14 protein-coding genes are annotated in these 19715 nt (G+C 65.6%); 7 read left to right on the forward strand and 7 right to left on the reverse strand.

The genetic code is table 11. The features are described from left to right. From hcp to ECTPHS_RS04420, 3 genes are all read right to left on the reverse strand, one after another. A complete protein-coding gene (hcp, locus tag ECTPHS_RS04410; RefSeq protein ID WP_008931483.1) occupies positions 1–1290 on the reverse strand; it encodes a hydroxylamine reductase in 1290 nt (429 codons plus the stop codon). Between the two features lie 93 nt (positions 1291–1383). Continuing rightward, on the reverse strand, positions 1384–2805 hold the full coding sequence (locus tag ECTPHS_RS13895) for a DnaJ domain-containing protein (RefSeq protein WP_008931484.1): 1422 nt from the start codon (positions 2803–2805) through the stop codon (positions 1384–1386). A 3-nt stretch (positions 2806–2808) separates the two neighbouring features. Beyond that, positions 2809–4404, reverse strand: a complete 1596-nt coding sequence (locus tag ECTPHS_RS04420) for a DUF4139 domain-containing protein (protein ID WP_008931485.1) — start codon at positions 4402–4404, stop codon at positions 2809–2811. A 134-nt stretch (positions 4405–4538) separates the two neighbouring features. Here ECTPHS_RS04420 and ECTPHS_RS04425 point away from each other — a divergent pair, with 134 nt between their 5' ends. Beyond that, positions 4539–5612 carry a tartrate dehydrogenase gene (locus ECTPHS_RS04425; protein WP_008931486.1) on the forward strand — a complete coding sequence of 358 codons (1074 nt, stop codon included), beginning with the start codon at positions 4539–4541 and terminating at the stop codon, positions 5610–5612. A 20-nt stretch (positions 5613–5632) separates the two neighbouring features. On the opposite strand, the gene ECTPHS_RS04430 is transcribed toward ECTPHS_RS04425, so the two are convergent. After that, on the reverse strand, positions 5633–6364 hold the full coding sequence (locus ECTPHS_RS04430; RefSeq protein WP_008931487.1) for a DUF4197 domain-containing protein: 732 nt from the start codon (positions 6362–6364) through the stop codon (positions 5633–5635). A gap of 346 nt (positions 6365–6710) precedes the next feature. On the opposite strand from ECTPHS_RS04430, the gene ECTPHS_RS04435 reads away from it, so the two are divergent. Further along, positions 6711–7097 carry a hypothetical protein gene (locus ECTPHS_RS04435; protein WP_141565254.1) on the forward strand — a complete coding sequence of 129 codons (387 nt, stop codon included), beginning with the start codon at positions 6711–6713 and terminating at the stop codon, positions 7095–7097. A gap of 138 nt (positions 7098–7235) precedes the next feature. On the opposite strand, the gene putA is transcribed toward ECTPHS_RS04435, so the two are convergent. After that, positions 7236–10421, reverse strand: coding sequence for a bifunctional proline dehydrogenase/L-glutamate gamma-semialdehyde dehydrogenase PutA (gene putA, locus ECTPHS_RS04440; RefSeq protein ID WP_008931490.1), 3186 nt, complete (start codon positions 10419–10421; stop codon positions 7236–7238). Positions 10422–10687: 266 nt separating this feature from the next. On the opposite strand from putA, the gene putP reads away from it, so the two are divergent. After that, positions 10688–12160, forward strand: a complete 1473-nt coding sequence (putP, locus tag ECTPHS_RS04445) for a sodium/proline symporter PutP (protein WP_040405170.1) — start codon at positions 10688–10690, stop codon at positions 12158–12160. A 67-nt stretch (positions 12161–12227) separates the two neighbouring features. Here putP and dauA read toward each other — a convergent pair whose 3' ends face one another. Further along, complete coding sequence (gene dauA / locus ECTPHS_RS04450; RefSeq protein WP_008931493.1) at positions 12228–13961, reverse strand: C4-dicarboxylic acid transporter DauA; 1734 nt, start codon at positions 13959–13961, stop codon at positions 12228–12230. A 241-nt stretch (positions 13962–14202) separates the two neighbouring features. Between dauA and ECTPHS_RS04455 the strand changes: the two genes are divergently transcribed. Together ECTPHS_RS04455 and ECTPHS_RS04460 are read left to right on the forward strand one after the other, a co-directional pair. Next, on the forward strand, positions 14203–15771 hold the full coding sequence (locus ECTPHS_RS04455) for a S9 family peptidase (protein ID WP_008931494.1): 1569 nt from the start codon (positions 14203–14205) through the stop codon (positions 15769–15771). 30 nt (positions 15772–15801) lie between these two features. After that, positions 15802–16734, forward strand: a complete 933-nt coding sequence (locus ECTPHS_RS04460) for a 1-phosphofructokinase family hexose kinase (protein ID WP_008931495.1) — start codon at positions 15802–15804, stop codon at positions 16732–16734. 34 nt (positions 16735–16768) lie between these two features. Here ECTPHS_RS04460 and ECTPHS_RS04465 read toward each other — a convergent pair whose 3' ends face one another. Next, positions 16769–17602 carry an HDOD domain-containing protein gene (locus ECTPHS_RS04465; protein WP_008931496.1) on the reverse strand — a complete coding sequence of 278 codons (834 nt, stop codon included), beginning with the start codon at positions 17600–17602 and terminating at the stop codon, positions 16769–16771. A gap of 81 nt (positions 17603–17683) precedes the next feature. Here ECTPHS_RS04465 and ECTPHS_RS04470 point away from each other — a divergent pair, with 81 nt between their 5' ends. Then, positions 17684–18352, forward strand: coding sequence for a hypothetical protein (locus ECTPHS_RS04470; protein WP_008931497.1), 669 nt, complete (start codon positions 17684–17686; stop codon positions 18350–18352). A 162-nt stretch (positions 18353–18514) separates the two neighbouring features. Then, complete coding sequence (locus tag ECTPHS_RS04475; RefSeq protein ID WP_008931498.1) at positions 18515–19714, forward strand: saccharopine dehydrogenase family protein; 1200 nt, start codon at positions 18515–18517, stop codon at positions 19712–19714. Position 19715 lies beyond the last annotated feature (1 nt).

Below are 19715 nucleotides of genomic sequence, written 5' to 3' on the forward strand. Positions count from 1 at the left end.
TCAGGCCACGGCGCGGGCCGCATCCCCGCGGGGATCACCACCGGTCAGACGCAGATCAAACCGTTCCTGCAGCACCTGGAACACGTCGGGGGTGATGAAGGCCGGCGGATTCGGCCCCAGGGTGATCCCCTTCACCCCCAGGCTCAACAGGGTCAGCAACACCGCCACCGCCTTCTGCTCGAACCAGCTGATCACCAGGGTCAGCGGCAGTTCGTTGACCCCGCAGTTCATGGCCTGGGCCAGGGCGGTGGCCACCCGGATGGCGCCGTAGGCGTCATTGCACTGCCCCATGTCCAGCAGGCGGGGGAAACCCAGGTGCTCGCCGTAGTCGTGGTCGCGGATGCGGTATTTGCCGCAGCCCAGGGTGAGGATGAAGGTATCCTGGGGCGTGGCCTCGGCATAGTCGCTGAAGTAGTTGCGGCCCTTGGCCGCGCCGTCGCAGCCGCCGATGACGAAGAAGCGACGGATCTGACCGGCCTTGACCGCGTCGAGCAGGGTCTCGGCATGGGCCAGCAGCACACTGTGATGGAAACCCACCACCGACTCACCGGTCACGGCATCGGGGCAAGGCGCGCAGCGCCGGGCGGCCTCGATCACGGCGGAGAAATCGTCACCCTCGATGCACTGTCCCTGGGGCACCGCCGTGGCCCGGGTGGTGAACAGGCGATCCCGATAACTTTCCGGCGGGATCAGCACGCAGTTGGTGGTGGCCAGGATGGCGCCGGGAAACTGGGCAAACTCCCGCTTCTGATCCTGCCAGGCGCCGCCGAAGTTGCCGGCCAGGTTCGGATGTCGATGAAGCTTGGGATACATGTGCGCCGGCAGCATCTCGCCGTGGGTATAGACCATGATGTCGGTGCCTTCCACCTGCTTGAGCAGGTTCCACAGATCCAGCAGATCATGGCCGGTCACCAGAATGCCGGGGCCGGCCACCGTGCCGTGTCTGACGGTGGCCGGGGCGGGCTGGCCGAAGGTCTCCACATGGCCCCGATCCAGCATCTCCATCACCTTCAGGTTCATCTCGCCGCAGCGCATGCACAGCGCCAGCAGGCTGTCCATGTTGAAGTTGACGTTGGTCATGGTGGCAAACAGGGCTTCCTCCATGAAGGCGGCCACGTCCGGATCGGACTGGCCCAGACGGCGGGCATGGTGGGCATAGGCGGCCATGCCCTTGAGGCCGTAGAGCAGCAACTCCTGCAGGGAGTGCATGTTCTCGTCCTTGCCGCAGGTGCCCGGCGAGCTGACGCAGGCGGTCTGGCGGAAAGTCTGTTCGCACTGGTTGCAATTCATGTCTGCGCTCCTGGAAGGATCTGAAAAGGTGGGCGCAGTATCGGTAACCAGCCGGCGGACCGGCCTTGACTCGCATCAAGGCGATCCGCGGATTTATTCCCCCACTCGCTTGAAGTCCCCCGCCGACGCCAGGGGCGGCGGGGCCATGCGCAGGAACAGGCGGTACAGATCCGCCGCGCTGTCCCCCTGCCCCATGGTCTCCCGCAGCAGGCCCAGCACCAGGAACATGAGGATGGTGCGCTCGGGCAGGTGGCTGAAGCCCTCGTCGCCCAGCCCCTCCACGTACTCGGTCATCAGGGCCTCGGCCCGGGCAAAATCCCGGCTCCAGATCAGCAGCACCAGCAGATCGTAGAGCACCCCCAACTGGGCCGCCTGGTCATACTCGTCCAGGCGGCCCAGCAGTTCATAGGCCTCCAGCAGGGTATCCCGGGCCTGGGGCAGACGATCAGTGGATTTCTGCAGGGCGGCCAGGTCCACCAGGGTATGGAACACCTCCATGTGGGCATGGCCGTATTCCTCCTGTTTCCCTGCCAGCACCTTGAGCAGCCAGCCTTCCGCTGCCTCATGATCCCGGGCCTCGAAACAGGCCACCGCCAGATCCCGCTGGATGACCATGAGATTATCGGGGTCCACCCGTCCCGGCTCCGCCGCGAGCTTCAACGCGGACTCCAGATGGACCATGGCCTTGTCGAAGGCACGCTGGTTCATGCACTCCCGCGCCATCTGATGCAGCAGTTCGACGAGCATGGCCGGATCGGGGCCGCGCACCCAGCGCAACCGCCCGAAGGGCTCGTCGGTGTCGCTGGAGGAATTGTCCGTGGTCAGGGAGACCACCTGGGGCCGGTTCTCGTAGAGCCAGGGGTTATCGTGCAGGGTCCAGTAGGGCGCCTTGTAATCCCGGGAAAAGACCGACTCGTCCAGGCCTCGCCGAAACGAGATCAGACTGCGGGCATAGAGGGACTTGAGTTCCCTCTTGCTGGGGATGCGCCAGTCCCGGAATCCGGCATGACCGCTGCTGTTGAAATACTGCAAGCGGATCATGGCCGACTCGGCGGAAAAGACATCGGGACTGCCGTATACCGTGCCGCCGCTCCAGGACTCCCCCACCGAGTGGACGAACCACTGCAGGCCCGTCTTCAGGTCCATCACGGTGCCGTCGCCCAGATCGATGAAACGCTCGCCCCGTCCCATCGGGGCTGGGGACAGGGCGTAGGAATACTGATAGGCATAGCGGCGGGCACGACTGGGCCTGGCCGCCGGTTCCGGTGGCTGGAATCCCCGGGCGTAGCGCTGGTTGGCGATCCAGGTGTCGTGCTCCCGGCGCCGCTCCGGATCGGACAGCACCGTATAGGCATCGTTGATGATCTTGGTGATCCGCTCCGCCTTCTCCCGCTGATGCTGATTCTTGTCCGGGTGCCACTTCTGGGACAGGAACTTGTAGGCCCCCCGGATCACCTCGGGACTTGCGTTCTCGGTGACCTGCAGATTTTCGTAATGGGTTCTTAACCGCTTCATGGTTCAGCGCAATCCAATGATGTCCTCCACGTCTTCCGGCCAGGTCAGGGTATAGGCAAAACGGATCCGGGTCCGGGCATCCGGTTCCAGAGACTGGTGCCAGGCCAGCACCCCCCGCTTGCCGTCCACGTCCCGCTCGCTGGGCGGGGTGGCGCGACTGCCCAGTTCCACCTTGATGCGTTCGTCCCGGGCCACCGGAAGCTGATCCAGCACGGTGATGTCCACCGGCCGAGGATGGGCATTATGCACCGAGATCAGGTAGGCCCGCTCCAGCCGCTGCTGACGCCGGATCAGTCCCTCCTGGCCGCGGCTGTCCCGGTCCAGTTCATAGCGGATGCCGATGCGCTCATCCACGCCGAAGGCCAGACGCAGGGGACTGCCGGGCTGTAGGGCCGCCAGCGGCACCTGGCCCACCAAAGTGCCGTCCTGGAACAGGTTCACCTGTCCGGCCGGCAGCGGCGCTTCGCCCTCGAAGGTGGTTTCCGCAAACAGGTAGGCATGGGGCATCAGCCGAGGCACGGCGCGGGCCGACAGGGTGGCCTCCAGGTGATGCTCCGCCAGGGCGTGACGATGAGGCTGGTTGTCCGAAGGGATGGTGACCTGCCCCGCGATCCGGTACAGGGCGCTGAACTGCGCCGCCTCCAGGTCGGCCACCTGCTCCCCCGCCTTCATTTCCGGCGCCGGTGCCATGGACATCAGGGCATCCATGGCCGCTTCCTGGGCGCGTCGTGCCATGGGCGCCGGTGTCGGCCGGGCCACGTCCACATACCAGGGCTGCAGTTCCGGCAGCCGGCCGCCCAGTTCGGGGCGGGCGGTGGACAGTCGCAGGATCACGTCGTTCCAGTCCTGGCCGGTATTCTGGCTCAATTCCGCCCGCTGCACCAACCGCAGTTCACCGGTGGCGGTATCCAGACGGGCCTCGTAAATGGGACGCCAGCCGGCATGGCGCACCCGGTATTCCAGCCTCAGGACAGCCTCTCCCGCCACCGGGCTTTGATAATGTACCCGCGCCTCCAGGGTATCCCGGCGGCCCCGTTGCAGGGTCTCCAGTTCATCACGGATGCGCCGGATGTCCGCCTCGACGTCGCGCAGGGACTGTTCGTGGTTCTGGATGGCGCGCAGGATGTCCAGGGCGCCCTCCCCCACCACCCGCCAGGCGCGCGGCCACTGGTCCGGATCAAGGCCCGTCTCCCCCGGCGGCGAGGCCTGCCCCATCCGCTCCACCAGACGCAACTGGATCTCGCCGGCGCGGATCTCGTCGGTGATGCTCCGCTTGCTGTCTTCCAGCGCCTGCAGTCTTTCCGTCAGGGCCTGCTCGGCGGGGTGGGCCAGATCACGGCCATGCACCACCCGGGTCTCCAGGGTACCCAGCATCAGGCCTTCGGGCCCCCGGGCGCTGACCCGCAAGCCGGCCGTGTCCAGATCGGCGGGCAGCCGGTCCACGGTGATCACCCCCTGCCCGGCGGACAGGGTGGCCGTGTGCTCCATCACCACGCCGGCCTGGCTGGGGAACACGGTGACTTCCACCACCTGGCCCGCCCAGGCGGTACCGGAAACGGCGGCGAACAGCAGGGACAGCGACATCCTGAAGAGGTACATGATGCAGGGACTCCCGGGAAGCGTTGCAGGGATGACACAATCGGGGATTCAGGCGATACCATATGCCAGATCCGGGTGCGTTGCACCATTACTCACTGATCCGGCCAGGGCAGGCACGGCCACTGGAGTCTTTCATGTCACATTCAATCGCCGTCATCCCCGGTGACGGTATCGGCAATGAAGTCATGCCCGAGGGCCTGCGCGCCCTGGAGGCCGCGGCTCGACGCTTCGGCATCGACCTGAATTACACCCATTTCGACTTCGCCTGCTGCGACTACTACCTGGCCCACGGCCGCATGCTGCCCGAGGACTGGTTCGACCGGCTCAAGGGCTTTGACGCCATCTTCTTCGGTGCGGTGGGCGATCCGGCACGAGTACCGGATCACATCTCCCTGTGGGGTTCCCTGCTGCAGTTCCGCCGCGCCTTCGACCAGTACATCAACCTGCGCCCCTGCAAGCTGCTGCCCGGCATCCGCAGTCCCCTGGCGGGCCGCGACCCCGGCGACATGGATTTCTACGTGGTGCGGGAAAATACCGAAGGCGAATATTCCAGCATCGGCGGTCGCATGTTCGAAGGCACCGAGCGGGAGGTGGTGATCCAGGAAACGGTGATGACCCGGATCGGCATCGACCGGGTATTGCGGTATGCCTTTGAACTGGCGAACCGCCGCCCCCGCCGGAAACTGACTTCCGCCACCAAGTCCAACGGGATTTCCATCACCATGCCCTACTGGGACGAGCGGGTGAAGGCCATGGCCGGGCACTATCCGGAGGTGACGGTGGACCAGTACCACATCGATATCCTCACCGCCAACTTCGTGCTCCACCCCGACTGGTTCGACGTGGTGGTGGCCAGCAACCTGTTCGGCGACATCCTCTCCGACCTGGGACCGGCCTGTGCCGGCACCATCGGCGTGGCCCCGTCGGCCAACATCAATCCCGACGGCACCTTCCCCAGCCTGTTCGAGCCCGTGCACGGCAGTGCCCCGGACATTGCCGGACGGGGGATCGCCAACCCCATCGGCCAGATCTGGTCGGCGGCGATGATGCTGGAACACCTGGGCCACCAGGCGGCGGCCCAGGCCATCGTGACGGCCTTTGAAGCGGTGCTGACCGAGGGTGATCCCCGGGTGCTGACCCCCGACATCGGCGGACAAGGCAACACCCGCACCCTGGGCGAAGCAATCGCCGCCCGGATCGGGGGCTGACCCGCCCCGGGATGGCCATGTCAACGCCCGAACAATCCCCTGAGCATCTGGCCGCCCTGTCCCATCGGATCCTCCCGGATCATGCCCTCGCGCTCGGCCATCAGATCGAACAGGCCGGCCACGGTCTGGTCGTTCACGTAGGTATCGAGATCGAAATCCTGCAACGCCGATATGCCTGGCAGACGGGTGCCGATTCGGTCGATGAGACTGGACAGGGCCTGGGTGGCACCGGTCTCCTGCAGGGCGTGGCGGGTCTCGGGCAGCAGGGCCTGGGTGACTCGCTCCCCCTGGCGATCCTGCAGATGGCGGGTGGCCCCATCGGCCGCCCCCAGAATCGGTTGCACATCCTCGAAACGCAGATCCCGGACGGCTTCCGCCAGGATGGGGCGTGCCGCCGGCGCGGCCCGTTCCGCCGCCGCATTGATGGCGGTCTCCAGATCATCCAGTTGCTGCGAAAGGCCCAGACGGCTGAGCAGTCCCTGGGCATCCTTCAAGATGCCCGGCAAAGGAATCCGGATCCCGGGGTTGTCCAGGAATCCACCCTGTTGCCCGGCCATGGAAACCGCATGGTCGCTGCTGGTGCCGAGCAAATCCCTGAGGCCCGCCTCCTGTCCCGATGCCGGGGCCTGGGCGCCATTATTGCCCGGCAAGGCACCGCGCAGACGCTCACCCCAGTCGGCCTGGGCGTGGATCGGCACACACAGGGACAGCAGTAGGGCAACGATCACCCCCGGAGGTTGGATTTTCAACATCGAACATCTCCCATCTGTTGTGGTCCCGGCGATAATCCCATCATAAGGATTCGGCCGGAATATCGCGGAAGTATAGCGGCACTGCAGAGCAAACACTGACCCCGTGTCATTCCCGAGCAGGCGGGAATCCAGAGGAAGACTGTCGAATCTCCAGACTCCCGCTTTCGCGGGAGTGACGGCAACCGGAAGGCCACCCGAGTTCAGACATGTACCGGACAACCCGCTGAAACTAGGAACCGGCCGGCAATTCATGCACACTATGTAATGTTATTGTGCCCAAGCATCTCCAACCGACGGGGATGTCCCGGGGCCCGTTCCGATTTGTCCACTCATTCCCGGAGAGACCATGCCTGCCAGAACACGTATGATCCTGATCGCCGCGGCGGCCTTCGTGGCCATCGTCTTCTTCCAGCCCCTGCTGACCTTCCTCGGCGGGATACTTGTGATCGCGGTGGCGGCCACCCTGATCTTCCGCGACCTGCCGCAGGATACCCAGGACATGATCGAAGGCCACATCAATGGCTGGATCGGTCGTGCCCGCAGTGGTTTCTGGCCGTCCGACAGCAGTGCCCCTCGGCGCGGCAGCACGTCGGCCCGCGCCCGGGTGATCGAGGCGGAACTGGATGATGATGACTACGAGGAGGAAGCCCCGGCACCCAAGCCCAAGCCCCGCGCTCGCCGTCCCCGTGCCAAGAAGACCCCCTCGGCCTCCGGCAGCAACACGCCTTCCTGATTCCGCCTCACGGAAGCCACCTTGTGGGGGCAGGCCTGCCCGCGAGCCGCGGTGCCACTGGAAACACCGCTCTCGCCGGCAAGGCCGGCTCCCACAGGGGAGATGCAGACAACACCTACCCGGCTTCCGGGTTGCCGGTCACGTTTTCCCCTTGCCGCGTCCGGCATTTCGCGCCTCCCCCATCACCAGCAAACCCGCATTGCCGCCGGTGGCCGTGGTATTCACCGTCAGTACCCGCTCGGTGGCGAAACGCAGCAGATAGTGGGGGCCGCCGGCCTTGAAACCGGTCCCCGACAGCCCCTCGCCGCCGAAGGGCTGGCTGCCCACCACCGCCCCCACCATATCCCGATTGACGTAGGTATTCCCTACCCGCGCCTGACGGGCCAGCCGGTGGACAACGGCATCGATCCGGCTATGAATTCCCAGTGTCAGACCATAGCCGGTGGCATTGATCTGACGGATCAACCCGTCCAGTTCACCGGTACGCCAGCGCAGCACATGCAGCATGGGACCAAACACCTCCCCCGGCAACTCATCCAGCCGCTCCAGCCGATACAGGCTCGGGATCATGAAACTGCCCCGCTCACAGCCGCCCGACAGACGGGCACGGTGAAGCAGCCGATCCTTGCGCCTCATCTCCTCGTCATGGGCCTGCAGGGCCGCCAGGGCCCGGTCGTCGATCACCGGTCCCACATCGGTGGAGAGCCAGTGGGGATCTCCCACCACCAGGGTGTCCATGGCGCCCTTGAGCATCTCCAGAAGGGGTTCGGCCACCGTCTCCTGCACGCACAACACCCGCAGCGCCGAACAGCGCTGACCGGCACTGAAGAAAGCCGAACGCAGGATGTCCGTCACCACCTGCTCATGCAGGGCGGTGGCATCCACCACCATGGCATTGATGCCGCCGGTTTCCGCGATCAGGGGGACGATGGGGCCATGCTCCCGGGCCGCCAGCCCCCGGTGAATCAGACGGGCGGTCTCGGTGGAGCCGGTGAAGGCCACCCCGGCGATGCGCGGATCGGCCACCAATCGGGGGCCGATCTCCTCTCCCCGACCGGGCAGACAGTGCAGCACGTTCACCGGCACGCCGGCCTGATGCATGAGTTGCGTGGCCCGCACCGCCACCAGGCTGGCCTGTTCCGCGGGCTTTGCGATCACCCCGTTACCCGCCGCCAGGGCGGCGGTCACCTGGCCGGTGAAGATGGCCAGGGGGAAATTCCAGGGGCTGATGCATAGAAACACCCCCCGGCCCCGCAGGGACAGTTCATTGCGCTCCCCGGTGACCCCGGGCAGGGACAGGGGCCGGATGAACCGTTCCCGGACCTGGGCGGCATAATAGCGGCAGAAATCCACCGCCTCGCGCACCTCGGCCTGGGCATCCCGCAGGGTCTTGCCCGCCTCTTCCACGCACAGGACCATAAGCTCCGCCGTGTGCTGCTCCAGCAGATCGGCCACCCGGTCCAGGATCGCCGCCCGCTGGGCCGGCGGGCGTTCATCCCAGGCCGTCCAGGCCTGGTGAGCGGCCGCCAGGGCCGTCTCCAGATCCTCGTCACCAGCCCAGGTGACGCGGCCGACTTCCCGCCCTCGATCGGAGGGCGCGTAGACCCCATGTCCATGGCCGGTCCTGAGCCGCCCGCCGCAGAGGGGGCCACCGCTCCAGGGGGCACGCGCCCCGATGCGATTCATGTCCGCCGCCAGCTTCCGCAGGGTCTGGCGGTCGGCAAAGTCCAGGCCCCGGCTGTTGCGTCTGGAGGGGGCATAGAGGGCGCCGGGCAGGGGGATGCGTGGATGGCGCCAGGTACCGTAACCCTTGAGGGTGGTCACCGGATCGGTGATGAGCTGTTCCAGATGTTCCTCGTGCAGGCGATGAACAAAGGACGAGTTGGCGCCGTTTTCCAGCATGCGCCGCACCAGATAGGGCAGCAGGGTCTCGTGACTGCCCACCGGGGCATAGATCCGGCAATGGCGGCGACCCTGGCCGGACCGTTCCACCAGTTGCCCGTAGAGCCCCTCCCCCATGCCGTGGAGACGCTGGAATTCGTATTCCCTGGCGCCGGCCATCTCCATCACCGCCGCCACCGTCTGGGCATTGTGGGTGGCGAACTGGGGGTAGAGGTGGGGACTGTCCTGGAGCAGGCGGCGGGCACAGGCCAGATAGGACACGTCGGTGGCCGCCTTGCGGGTGAAGACCGGATAATCGTTCAATCCCTGCTGCTGGCTGTCCTTGATCTCCGTGTCCCAGTAGGCGCCTTTCACCAGTCGCACCATGACGGTACGACGATGCCGGGCGGCCTGCCGCTCCAGCCAGCCCAGCACGGCCCAGGCCCGTTTCTGATAGGCCTGCACGGCCATGCCCAGGCCATCCCAGCCGTTGAGGTCCGCATCGGCGATCAGGGCCTCCATCACGTCCAGGGAGAGATCCAGGCGCCAGGATTCCTCGGCATCGATGCACAGGGAGATACCCTGATCCCGGGCCAGCCGGCACAGCTCCAGGATACGGGGCAGAAGCCGGCATTGCAGACGGCTTTCCTGGCCGGGTTCGTAGCGGGCATCCAGGGCGGAGAGTTTCACCGAAATGCCCGGTCGTTCCCGCAATGGAGCGCGCAGGTCCACCGCCTCGCCGATGCGTTGAATGGCCTGCCGGTAGGACTCGAAATAGCGCCGGGCATCCTCCTCGGTGCGGGCCGACTCCCCCAGCATGTCGTAGGAATGGCAATAGCCCTCCTGCTCCCGGGGACGTGCCCGTTTCAGGGCCTCGTCGATGGTGCGCCCCAGCACGAAGGCATCGCCCAGCATGGCCATGGCGCGGCGCACGGCGGAACGGACCAGGGGAGCACCGGCCCGGGCCAGCAGACGATGGACCGTTCCCCCCAGCCAGTGGCGGCGATCCTCGGTGTCGATGATGCGCTCGCTGATCCACAGTCCCCAGGTGGCGGCATTGACGAAAAAGGGCCGGTCCTTGCCCAGGTGGGCATCCCAGTGGGCGGCAGAGAGCTTGTCCTGGATCAGCTGGTCCGCGGTGGCCTTGTCCGGCACCCGCAGCAGGGCCTCGGCCAGACACATGAGGGCAATGCCCTCTTCCGAGGAAAGGTCGTATTCATGCAGCAGCGCCCCGATGCCGGATTGGTGTTCCTGGGCCTTGATCATGCCCCGCACCAGCCCCCGGGCCAGGAAACGCACGCGGGTCGCCGCCTCTTCCTCCTGGGAGGCATGGGACAGCAGGGCCTTGACCGCCTCCGCTTCATCCATGCGGCAGGCCAGCATGATGGACTCGCGATCCTGGATGGACAGCGCGTCGAGGTCCGGGTACACGTATCGGCTCATGTTCTTGTTGTCCTGTGGCAAATGCACGCCATGTCGGCGGGGCGTCCGCGGTTGGCCCCGACGAGGTGTCCTTCTTAGAATAGCCGCTCGCATGAGGATCATTCCACGATCCTGACCTGTCCTTCTCAACGGGAGTCCGTGATGCAAGAAACCCTGACCACCGCCACCTGGTTCTGGCTGCTGGTGCCCATGCCCCTGCTGGTGTTGCTGTCGCTCGTCAGCCTGCTGCGCCACAGCCTGGGGAGGCACGGGTGATGACCGGTAGCGTGGAAATCAACTTCGCCCTGCTGGCGACCCTCATCGTCTATCTGATCCTGATGATCCTGGTGGGCCTGCTGGCCTACCGGGTGACCAGCAATCTGTCGGACTACATCCTGGGCGGACGACGGCTGGGCGCGGGCACGGCCGCCCTCTCGGCCGGGGCCTCGGACATGAGCGGCTGGCTGCTGCTGGGCCTGCCGGGAGCAGTCTACGCGGCCGGCATGAACCAGCTCTGGATCGCGGTCGGGCTGACCATCGGCGCCTATCTGAACTGGCAGTTCGTGGCCGAGCGCCTGCGGCGGTTCACCGCCGCCGCCCGGGACTCGATCACCATTCCGGCCTATTTCGAGAACCGCTTCCGGGATGACACTTCGGCCCTGCGGGTGGTATCGGCCCTGGTGATCCTGGTGTTCTTCACTTTCTACACCTCCGCCGGCCTGGTGGCCGCCGGCACCCTGTTCGAGGGGACCTTCGGCATCGACTATGAGCTGGCCCTGGCCATCGGCGCCGCGGTGATCCTGGTCTATACCCTGCTGGGAGGCTTTCTGGCGGTGAGCTGGACCGACTTCATCCAGGGCATCCTGATGTTCGTGGCCCTGGTCCTGGTACCCGTCATCACCATCATGAACCTGGGCGGCTGGACCGAAACCAGCCAGATGGTGGCGCAGCTCAATCCCGGCGCCCTGGATGCCTTTCACGATATCACCCTGTTCGGCATCATTTCCCTGATGGCCTGGGGCCTGGGTTACTTCGGGCAACCCCATGTACTGGCCCGGTTCATGGCCATTCGCAGTCCCGGCGACATTCCCCTGGCCCGCTTCATCGGCATCACCTGGATGGTGGTGGCCCTGTTCGGCGCCATGCTCACGGGCTTTGCCGGGATTGCCTATTTCGGCGAAGCGGGACTGACGAACCCGGAGACGGTGTTCATCCTGCTGATTCAGGCCCTGTTCAATCCCTGGGTGGCCGGATGCCTGATCGCGGCGGTGCTGGCGGCCATCATGAGCACCATCGACTCCCAGCTGCTGGTGTCCTCGTCGGCCCTGTCCGAGGACTTTTACAAGCGCTTCTTCCGCCCCGCTGCCTCGGATACGGAATTGGTCTGGATCGGCCGGGGCACGGTGCTGGGCATCGGCGTGCTGGCCACGTTGCTGGCGCTGAATCCGGACGCCGCCGTGCTGGATCTGGTGTCCTATGCCTGGGCGGGCTTTGGCGCGGCCTTCGGGCCGGTGATCATCCTGTCGGTGTTCTGGCGCGGCATGAACCGCAACGGCGCCCTGGCGGGGATCGTCACCGGCGCGCTCACGGTACTGATCTGGGAACGTTACGAGGGCGGCCTGTTCGACATGTACGAGATCCTGCCGGGCTTCATCCTGGCCACCCTGGCCATCTTCCTGTTCAGTCGGGTGGGCAAGGGCCCGACCGAGGACATGAAACGGGAGTTCGACGCGGTGCAACGGGCGCAGCGGGAAGGCTGACGCCGGCCCTGACCGAACCCGGCGGCAGGTCACGTAGCCTGCGTGACCTGCCGCCGGATTGCCGCCATCACCCCAGCCAACGCCGGGCCACCCTAGCGCCCTCCTCCATGTCCGTCACATAGGTCAGGCCCCCCGCCTCCTTGCGCACCCCGGCCCGGCGCAGCTTGACGATCAGGCGGGCCTTCATGCCCACGAAGATGAGGGCGATCCCCTTCTGACGCAGGTCGGTGATCAGGCTCTGCAAGGCCACCAGGGCGGTGCCGTCCATGCTGGGGACATCCCGCATGTCCAGCATGACCACCTTCACGCCGGGGTCCACCAGCCGCAGGGAAGACATGGCCTTCTCCGCGGCACCGAAGAACAGGGGTCCGTTGACGTCATAAAGGGCCACCGCCGCCGGCAGTGAGCGGGTATCCGGATGACGGTCCGTCTGCACCCGGTCGGAGTGGGTGATCAGGGACATGCGATGAATGAACAGGGCCGCCGCCAGCCCCATGCCCACGGCCACCGCCAGCACCATGTCGAACAGCACCGTCAGGCCGAAGCAGATCAGCAGGATGGCCACATCGGGCCTGGGAGCGGAGCGGATCGTGCGGGCAAACAGGTGGGCCTCGCTCATGTTCCAGGCCACCATGAACAGCAACGCGGCCAGGGCCGCCATGGGGACGTGGCCCAGCACGCCGGCCAGGCCCACCACCGCGATCAGCACCACCAGGGCATGGACCACGGCGGCAATGGGGGATCGGGCCCCGCTGCGGATGTTGGTGGCGGTCCGGGCGATGGCGCCGGTGGCGGTGATGCCGCCGAAGAAGGGTGCCACCACGTTGCCCAGGCCCTGCCCGATCAATTCCGAGTTGGGATCATGGCGGGTTCGGCTCAGCCCATCCGCGACCACGGCGCAGAGCAGGGATTCGATCGCGCCCAGCATGGCAATGGCAAAGGCCGGCCCCAGCAATGCCCGGATCAGATCGAAATTCAGCTGCAACGGTTGCCCGTCGGGACCGGGGAGATGCCACGGGAGGGCGAAGGCGGGGGGAATGGGCGGAATCCCCTGCCCCGACTCCCCCCGGTATTCCCAGGTGAAACGGGAGGCAATGGTATCCACGGCCCCACCGCCCAGCCAGTGATTGAGGGCCCATGTGGCCAGGGCCGCCGCCACCAGTGCCACCAGGGGTGCGGGCACGGGAACCTTGAGACGTCCCCAGAAGATGAGGATCAGCAGGGTGAAGATGCCCACCCCCAACTCCATCGGGTTGATGCTGGGGAAGGCGGACACGATGCTCCCCAGGTTGGCCAGATAGTGCTCTCCCGGATGATCCACGGTCAGCCCCAGAAAATCCGGCAACTGCAGGGTGGCGATCACCACGGCGATGCCGGCGGTGAACCCCAGTACCACCGGATAGGGCACGAACTGGATCAGGGCACCCATGCGGGTCAACCCCAGGGCAATCAGGATCAGTCCGGCCATCACGGTGGCCACCAGCAAGCCGCCCAGACCGTACTGCTGCACCACCGGGATGAGGATCACCACGAAGGCCGCCGTGGGCCCGGAGACGTTGAAACGGGAGCCTCCGGTGAGGGCGATGATGGCCCCCGCCACGATGGCCGTGTACAGGCCATGTTGGGGCGGCACCCCCACGGCGATGGCCAGCGCCATGGCCAGGGGCACCGCGACAATACCAATGGTCAGGCCGGCCATCACATCCTTGCGCAGGTCGGCCAGGCCGTAGCCTTCCTTCCAGGCGGCCCGAAGCCCCATGAACAGACCGGGCATGCGGCCGGACCAGGGGGAATTGTGCATGAATGACACTCCTCAAAGGTGCTGACGGTTCGACGACGGCAAGGGGATGGCAGACAGCTGCCCGGGGCAGACCACGGCCTGTGCCTGATGCAAGGTGACGGGAGTCGTGGCAGATATTGCCAAACGGAATGATGGTATCACTTCTGACACAAATCAGGGGATTCACGCGTCACGGTCTTGCCCTGGCGAGCCGTAAACGGTGAACATCCGGAACTGGGCATCCAGAATCATGGAGCAAGGCATGGCAAAGGCATTCCATTCTTCAGGCAACGGACGGACCCTGGCCCTCTGGGTGGTGGCGCTGGTGTCCCTGGCGGCCATTCTGACCGCCCTCTGGCAACTTCATGCCGGTACCCGGGGGCTCGAGATACGTCAGATTCAGGTGGATGGCGTACCCATGACCCTATATCTGCCGGCCCGGGAGACTCCCGCCCCGGTCGCGGTCATTGCCCACGGCTTTGCCGGCTCACGGCAGATGATGCAGCCTCTGGCCATCACCCTGGCCCGCAACGGGTACATCGCCCTGACCTTCGACTTCCCCGGTCACGGCGCCAATACCCAGCCCTTCGTCGCCGATCTGCTGGACGAGGACAAGCGTCGCGGCCTGCTGGGCGGAGCGCTGGAGACCGCGGTGACCACGGGCCTGGCCCTGCCCCGTTCGGATGGACGCCTGGCGTTGCTGGGGCACTCCATGGCCGGGGACATCATACTCATGCACATGCATGAACACCCCGACCGGGTCCGGGCCGCCGTGCTGCTCTCCCCCTACATCTCGGGCGCCTTTCCCATGGAGACACTGAACAACCTGTTGTTCGTGTTCGGCGGGCTCGAACCCGCCGGCCTCCATCAGGCCGCCCTGGCGGCTTTTGTCCCGTTGACGGATACCCCCGAGACGGGCGTCACCTACGGCAACATGGCGGACGGCTCGGCCCGGCGCCTGGCTCTGGCCGGTGGGGTGGAACACATTGGCGTGCTCTACGCGCGGGACATGCTGCGGGAGTCCCTGGCGTGGCTGAACGCCAGCGTCAGCCCGGCGGGTGCAAGCCACGACGGTGATCTGGACCGGCGCGGCCCCTGGCTGGGCCTGCTGTTTTTGGGCATCATCGCCCTGGCCTGGCCCCTCTCCCGCCTGCTGCCCCGGGTGGCGGTCCCGCCGGTGGGTCTGGGCCTGCCCCGTCGGCAATTGCTGAAAATCCTCTGGTTACCGGCCCTGCTCACGCCCCTGCTGCTCTGGCCCGTGCCCGTGGGGCTGTTGCCCCTGTTGCTGGTGGACTACCTGGCCCTGCATTTTGCCGTCTATGGCCTGCTCTGCTGGGGCCTGCTGGGATGGTCGGCCCGTCGCCACCGGGAATCCGCCGGGGCCACCCTCCGCTGGCAGGCCCTGGCTCCGGCCGTGCTGCTGGCGGCCGGCTATCTCACCCTGGCCATCGGCATCCCCGTTCATCTCTATGTCACCGGCTATCTGCCCGGACCGGAGCGGGCGCTGATCCTGCCGCTGGTGTTTCTGGGCATGCTCCTGTTCTTCTCCGCCGACGAATGGATGACCCGAGGGTCTGAAGCGGCCCGCGGGGCCTATGCCCTGACCAAGGTCTTTCTATTCCTGTCCCTGATCCTGGCCGTGGCCCTGCGGCTGGAGACCTTGTTCTTCCTGATCATCATCCTGCCGGCGATCCTGGTGTGTCTCACCGTCTACGGCCTGCTCAGCGGGTGGATATATCGCGCCACGGGGCACCCCTGGGTGGGCGCGACGGCGGTGGCCCTGGCCCTGGCCTGGGGCATGAGCGTGACCTTCCCCCTGGTGGGGGCATAAGATGAAGCGGGACAACCAAGAGGACAACCAATGACAAAGAGAATCGTCACCCTGACCCTGAATCCGGCCGTGGATGCCTCATGCGCCACCGACAAGGTCAGACCGGTCCACAAGATCCGCACCACCAACGAGCGCATGGACCCGGGCGGCGGCGGCATCAACGTGGCCCGGGTGGTCAACGAGCTTGGCGGGCAGAGTTTCGCCGTCTATCTGGCCGGTGGACGGTCCGGTGACGTGCTCGACGAACTGGTGGCCGATGCCGGGGTCATGGCTCACCGGGTCCACACCCGCGAAACCACCCGGGTCAGCCACGTGGTCTACGAACAGAGTTCAGGACAGGAATTCCGCTTCACCCCGGAAGGTCCCACGGTGCAGCCGGCCGAGTGGAAGGCCGCCCTGGATTTCATCGAACTGCTGGACTTCGACTACGTGATCGCCAGCGGCAGTATCCCGCGGGGGACACCGGAAGATGTCTACGCCCGTCTGTCGGTGATGACCAAGCGACGCGGTGCCCGGATGGTCCTGGATACCTCCGGACCGGCACTGGCGGCCGCGTTGGAAGAAGGCGTTTACCTGGCCAAGCCCAGCCGGGGTGAGTTTGCCGCGCTGATGGGACGGGATCTGGAAGACCCCAGGGAACTGGAAGCAGCGGCCCGGGAGATCGTGGCCTCCGGCGGCGTCGAGATCCTGACGGTAACGCTGGGGCATGATGGCGCCCTGCTGGCCACCCGGGACGGCATCGCCTGGCTCAAGACACCGGAAGTGACCGCCAAGAGCGCCGTCGGTGCCGGTGACAGCTTCGTGGCCGGCATGACCCACGGCCTTTCCACCGGTGAAAGCATCTCCCGGGCCTTCGCCCTGGGCGTGGCGGCGGGAACGGCCACGGTGCTCACCTCGGGTACCGAACTGTGCCACAAGTCCGACGTGATGCACTTCTGGGAAATGCTGACGCAGCAGGATTAGGTGCATGATCCCATGCCTGCCTTTCGCTTTCGGCTCAGTCCTGCATCGCCACCTCGTCCACCAGGGCATCCAGCGCCGCCGGATCGGGCAATGCCAGATAATCCACCAGATGCTCGCTGCTGATGCTCCATTCCGCATAGGTCATCAGGGAGGCATCCACCGCCGTGGCAAAACGCAGGGCCAGTTTGAGAATGACGACCAGATCCGGCACGTCTTCATGGAGGGTTCCCAGATGCGTGATCTGGTCCACCGCATACTGCTGGTCGATGGCGTGGACCACCGCCGGGGGAATATGCCAGCGCTGGGTGATCAGCGCCCCCACCCGGGGATGCTGCACACCGAACAAGCGCATCTCCTCCGGCAACAGTGCCGACCATCCCTTCGTCGGCGCCGCCTTGACCAGGGCGACATACTCATCGCCCATCAGACTGCACAGGGCTGGAATCCCCACCATGTGGAACAACCCCAAAAGATGGGCCTCGTCCACCAGATCCGGGCGCTTGATCACCCGTGCCGCCCGGGCCGCCGACTCCGCCACATGGACCCCGCGTTTCCAGAAGGCCGCCATGCCGGGATACTGAGCCATGGCATTGCGCAGTGCGACGGTACGGACAATGGCGTAAACCCGGTTAAAACCCAGCAACATCACCGCCTGCTGAATGGAACTGATCTCCCGGGCCCGTCGAAACAGGGGGGAATTGACGATCTGCAACACGCCGCCGGCGATACTGGCATCGCCGGCGATATGCCGGGCGACCCGCCCCAGGTCGGGATCCTCCCTTCTGGACTCCGCCACCACCACCCGCAGCACCTCCGGTTGGGGAGGGATGACCAGCTTGTCGACGATGTCGTGTTCTTCAACCTGCATGAATCCAGTATCCTGTCGGGCACAAGCGCGATAGCTTCCTTTCGCGGAGAGTAATCCATTGACAGCCGATTGCGTAGTCGCATGAACAGCACCAGGCAGGAAGACCCCCATGGCCTGATCCGCGACCAGGGCATGATCACCCGCTGTGCCCTGGAAGTCATCGACGCCATCCGTGTGCAGCGCGGCCGACCCCTGCAGTCCCGGGACCGCATGGCCCTGAAACTGCTGACTCCGCGCAATGCCGCCCTGATGATGAAGGAAAACCGTCGACATCTGGCCTGTCGTCAGGTGAGTTTCGAGATCCTCACCGATGACGTGGGCCTGGGTGCCTATCGCCTCCTCCCCGTCGGCGTGCATGTGCTCAATCCGGAACGGGGCTGGTGGAACGATGACTACGGCGTCCGCCGTTTCCTGTGGAACCTGTATCTGGGGGAAGACCCCATCGAAGGCATGCAACGCATCCTGGAGCGCCTGTTCAAGGTATCCCCCCAGGGCCTTCGCACCCTCTCCGGCAACCTGGACATGCACCAGGCGGAACAGGACATTGAGGCCACCGTCCGCCCCGACCTGAATCTTTACATCCGCCGTCACAAAGGCAGCGTGGAAACCTCCCTGCGCAGGCTCAACCAGGCCCAGGCCCTCCACCGGATCAAGGACCTGGGAATCGACACCCACGGACAGGGCCGCATGGCCCTGGTGTTCGGCAGCAACCGACGCTATGCAGTGAGTTTTGCGGTGGAGAGGGCTTGATACCGGCGCCCATCAAGGGGCATCATCCCCGGTCAAACGGGTTCGTGACACCGGAGTGTCATGGACCCGGTGCACAATTCATCCACTGCAACATGATCCTGTCTCGGACCCCGGTCCGATCCGCCTTTTTTCTCACATCTTTCCCAGTTTGATTCGAGGCCTATGAGCAAAGTCCTGATTATCGGCGCCGGCGGCGTTGGCGGAGTTGTCACCCACAAATGCGCGCAGCATCCGGAGGTCTTCACGGAGATCTGTCTGGCCAGCCGCAACGAGGCCAAGTGCCGCGCCATCGCGGCCCAGCTGGACCATCCCATCCAGACCGCCCAGGTGGACGCGGACGACGTGGAGGCCCTGGTGGCCCTGATCGAGTCCTTCAAGCCTGATGTCCTCATCCATGTGGCCCTGCCCTACCAGGACCTGACCATCATGGAAGCCTGCCTGCGCACCGGCACCCCCTACCTGGATACCGCCAACTACGAACACCCCGACGAGGCCAAGTTCGAGTACAAGGAGCAGTGGGCGTTCCAGGACCGCTACGCCAAGGCCAACCTCATGGCTACCCTGGGCTGCGGCTTCGATCCGGGGATGACCAACATCTACTGCGCCTGGGGTCAGAAGAACCTGTTCGACGAAATCCACCGCATCGACATCCTGGATGCCAACGGCGGCGACCACGGCTACCCGTTCGCCACCAACTTCAATCCCGAGATCAACATCCGCGAGATCACCGCCAACGGCCGCTACTGGGAGGAAGGCGAGTGGAAGGAAACCGCCCCCCTGGCGGAAAAGCGGGTGTTCGACTTCGACGGCATCGGTCCCAAGGATATCTACCTGCTCTACCATGAGGAGCTGGAGTCCCTGTGCCGCAACATCAAGGGCCTCAAACGCATCCGTTTCTGGATGACCTTCTCCGAAAAGTACATCACCCATCTCAAGGTGCTGGAGAACGTGGGCATGACCTCCATCGAGCCCATCCGGTTCGAGGGCAAGGAAATCATCCCCCTGCAGTTCCTCAAGGCCATCCTGCCCGACCCGGCGTCCCTGGGGCCGCGCACCAAGGGCAAGACCAACATCGGCGTGATCCTGGACGGCATCAAGGACGGCAAGCGGCGCAAGGTCTACATCTACAACATCTGCGACCACGAGGCCTGCTACCGGGAAGTGCAGTCCCAGGCCATTTCCTACACCACCGGCGTGCCCGCCGTTACCGGGGCCATGCTCATGGTGCAGGGCATCTGGCAGGGTGCCGGCGTGTTCAACGTGGAGCAGCTGGACCCGGATCCGTTCATGGAGCGCATCGGCGACATGGGCCTGCCCTGGCAGATGGTGGAACTGGATCCCGACAGCGATCCTTTGGCCTGAT

It is taken from the genome of Ectothiorhodospira sp. PHS-1, from assembly GCF_000225005.1.
Classification (GTDB): domain Bacteria; phylum Pseudomonadota; class Gammaproteobacteria; order Ectothiorhodospirales; family Ectothiorhodospiraceae; genus Ectothiorhodospira.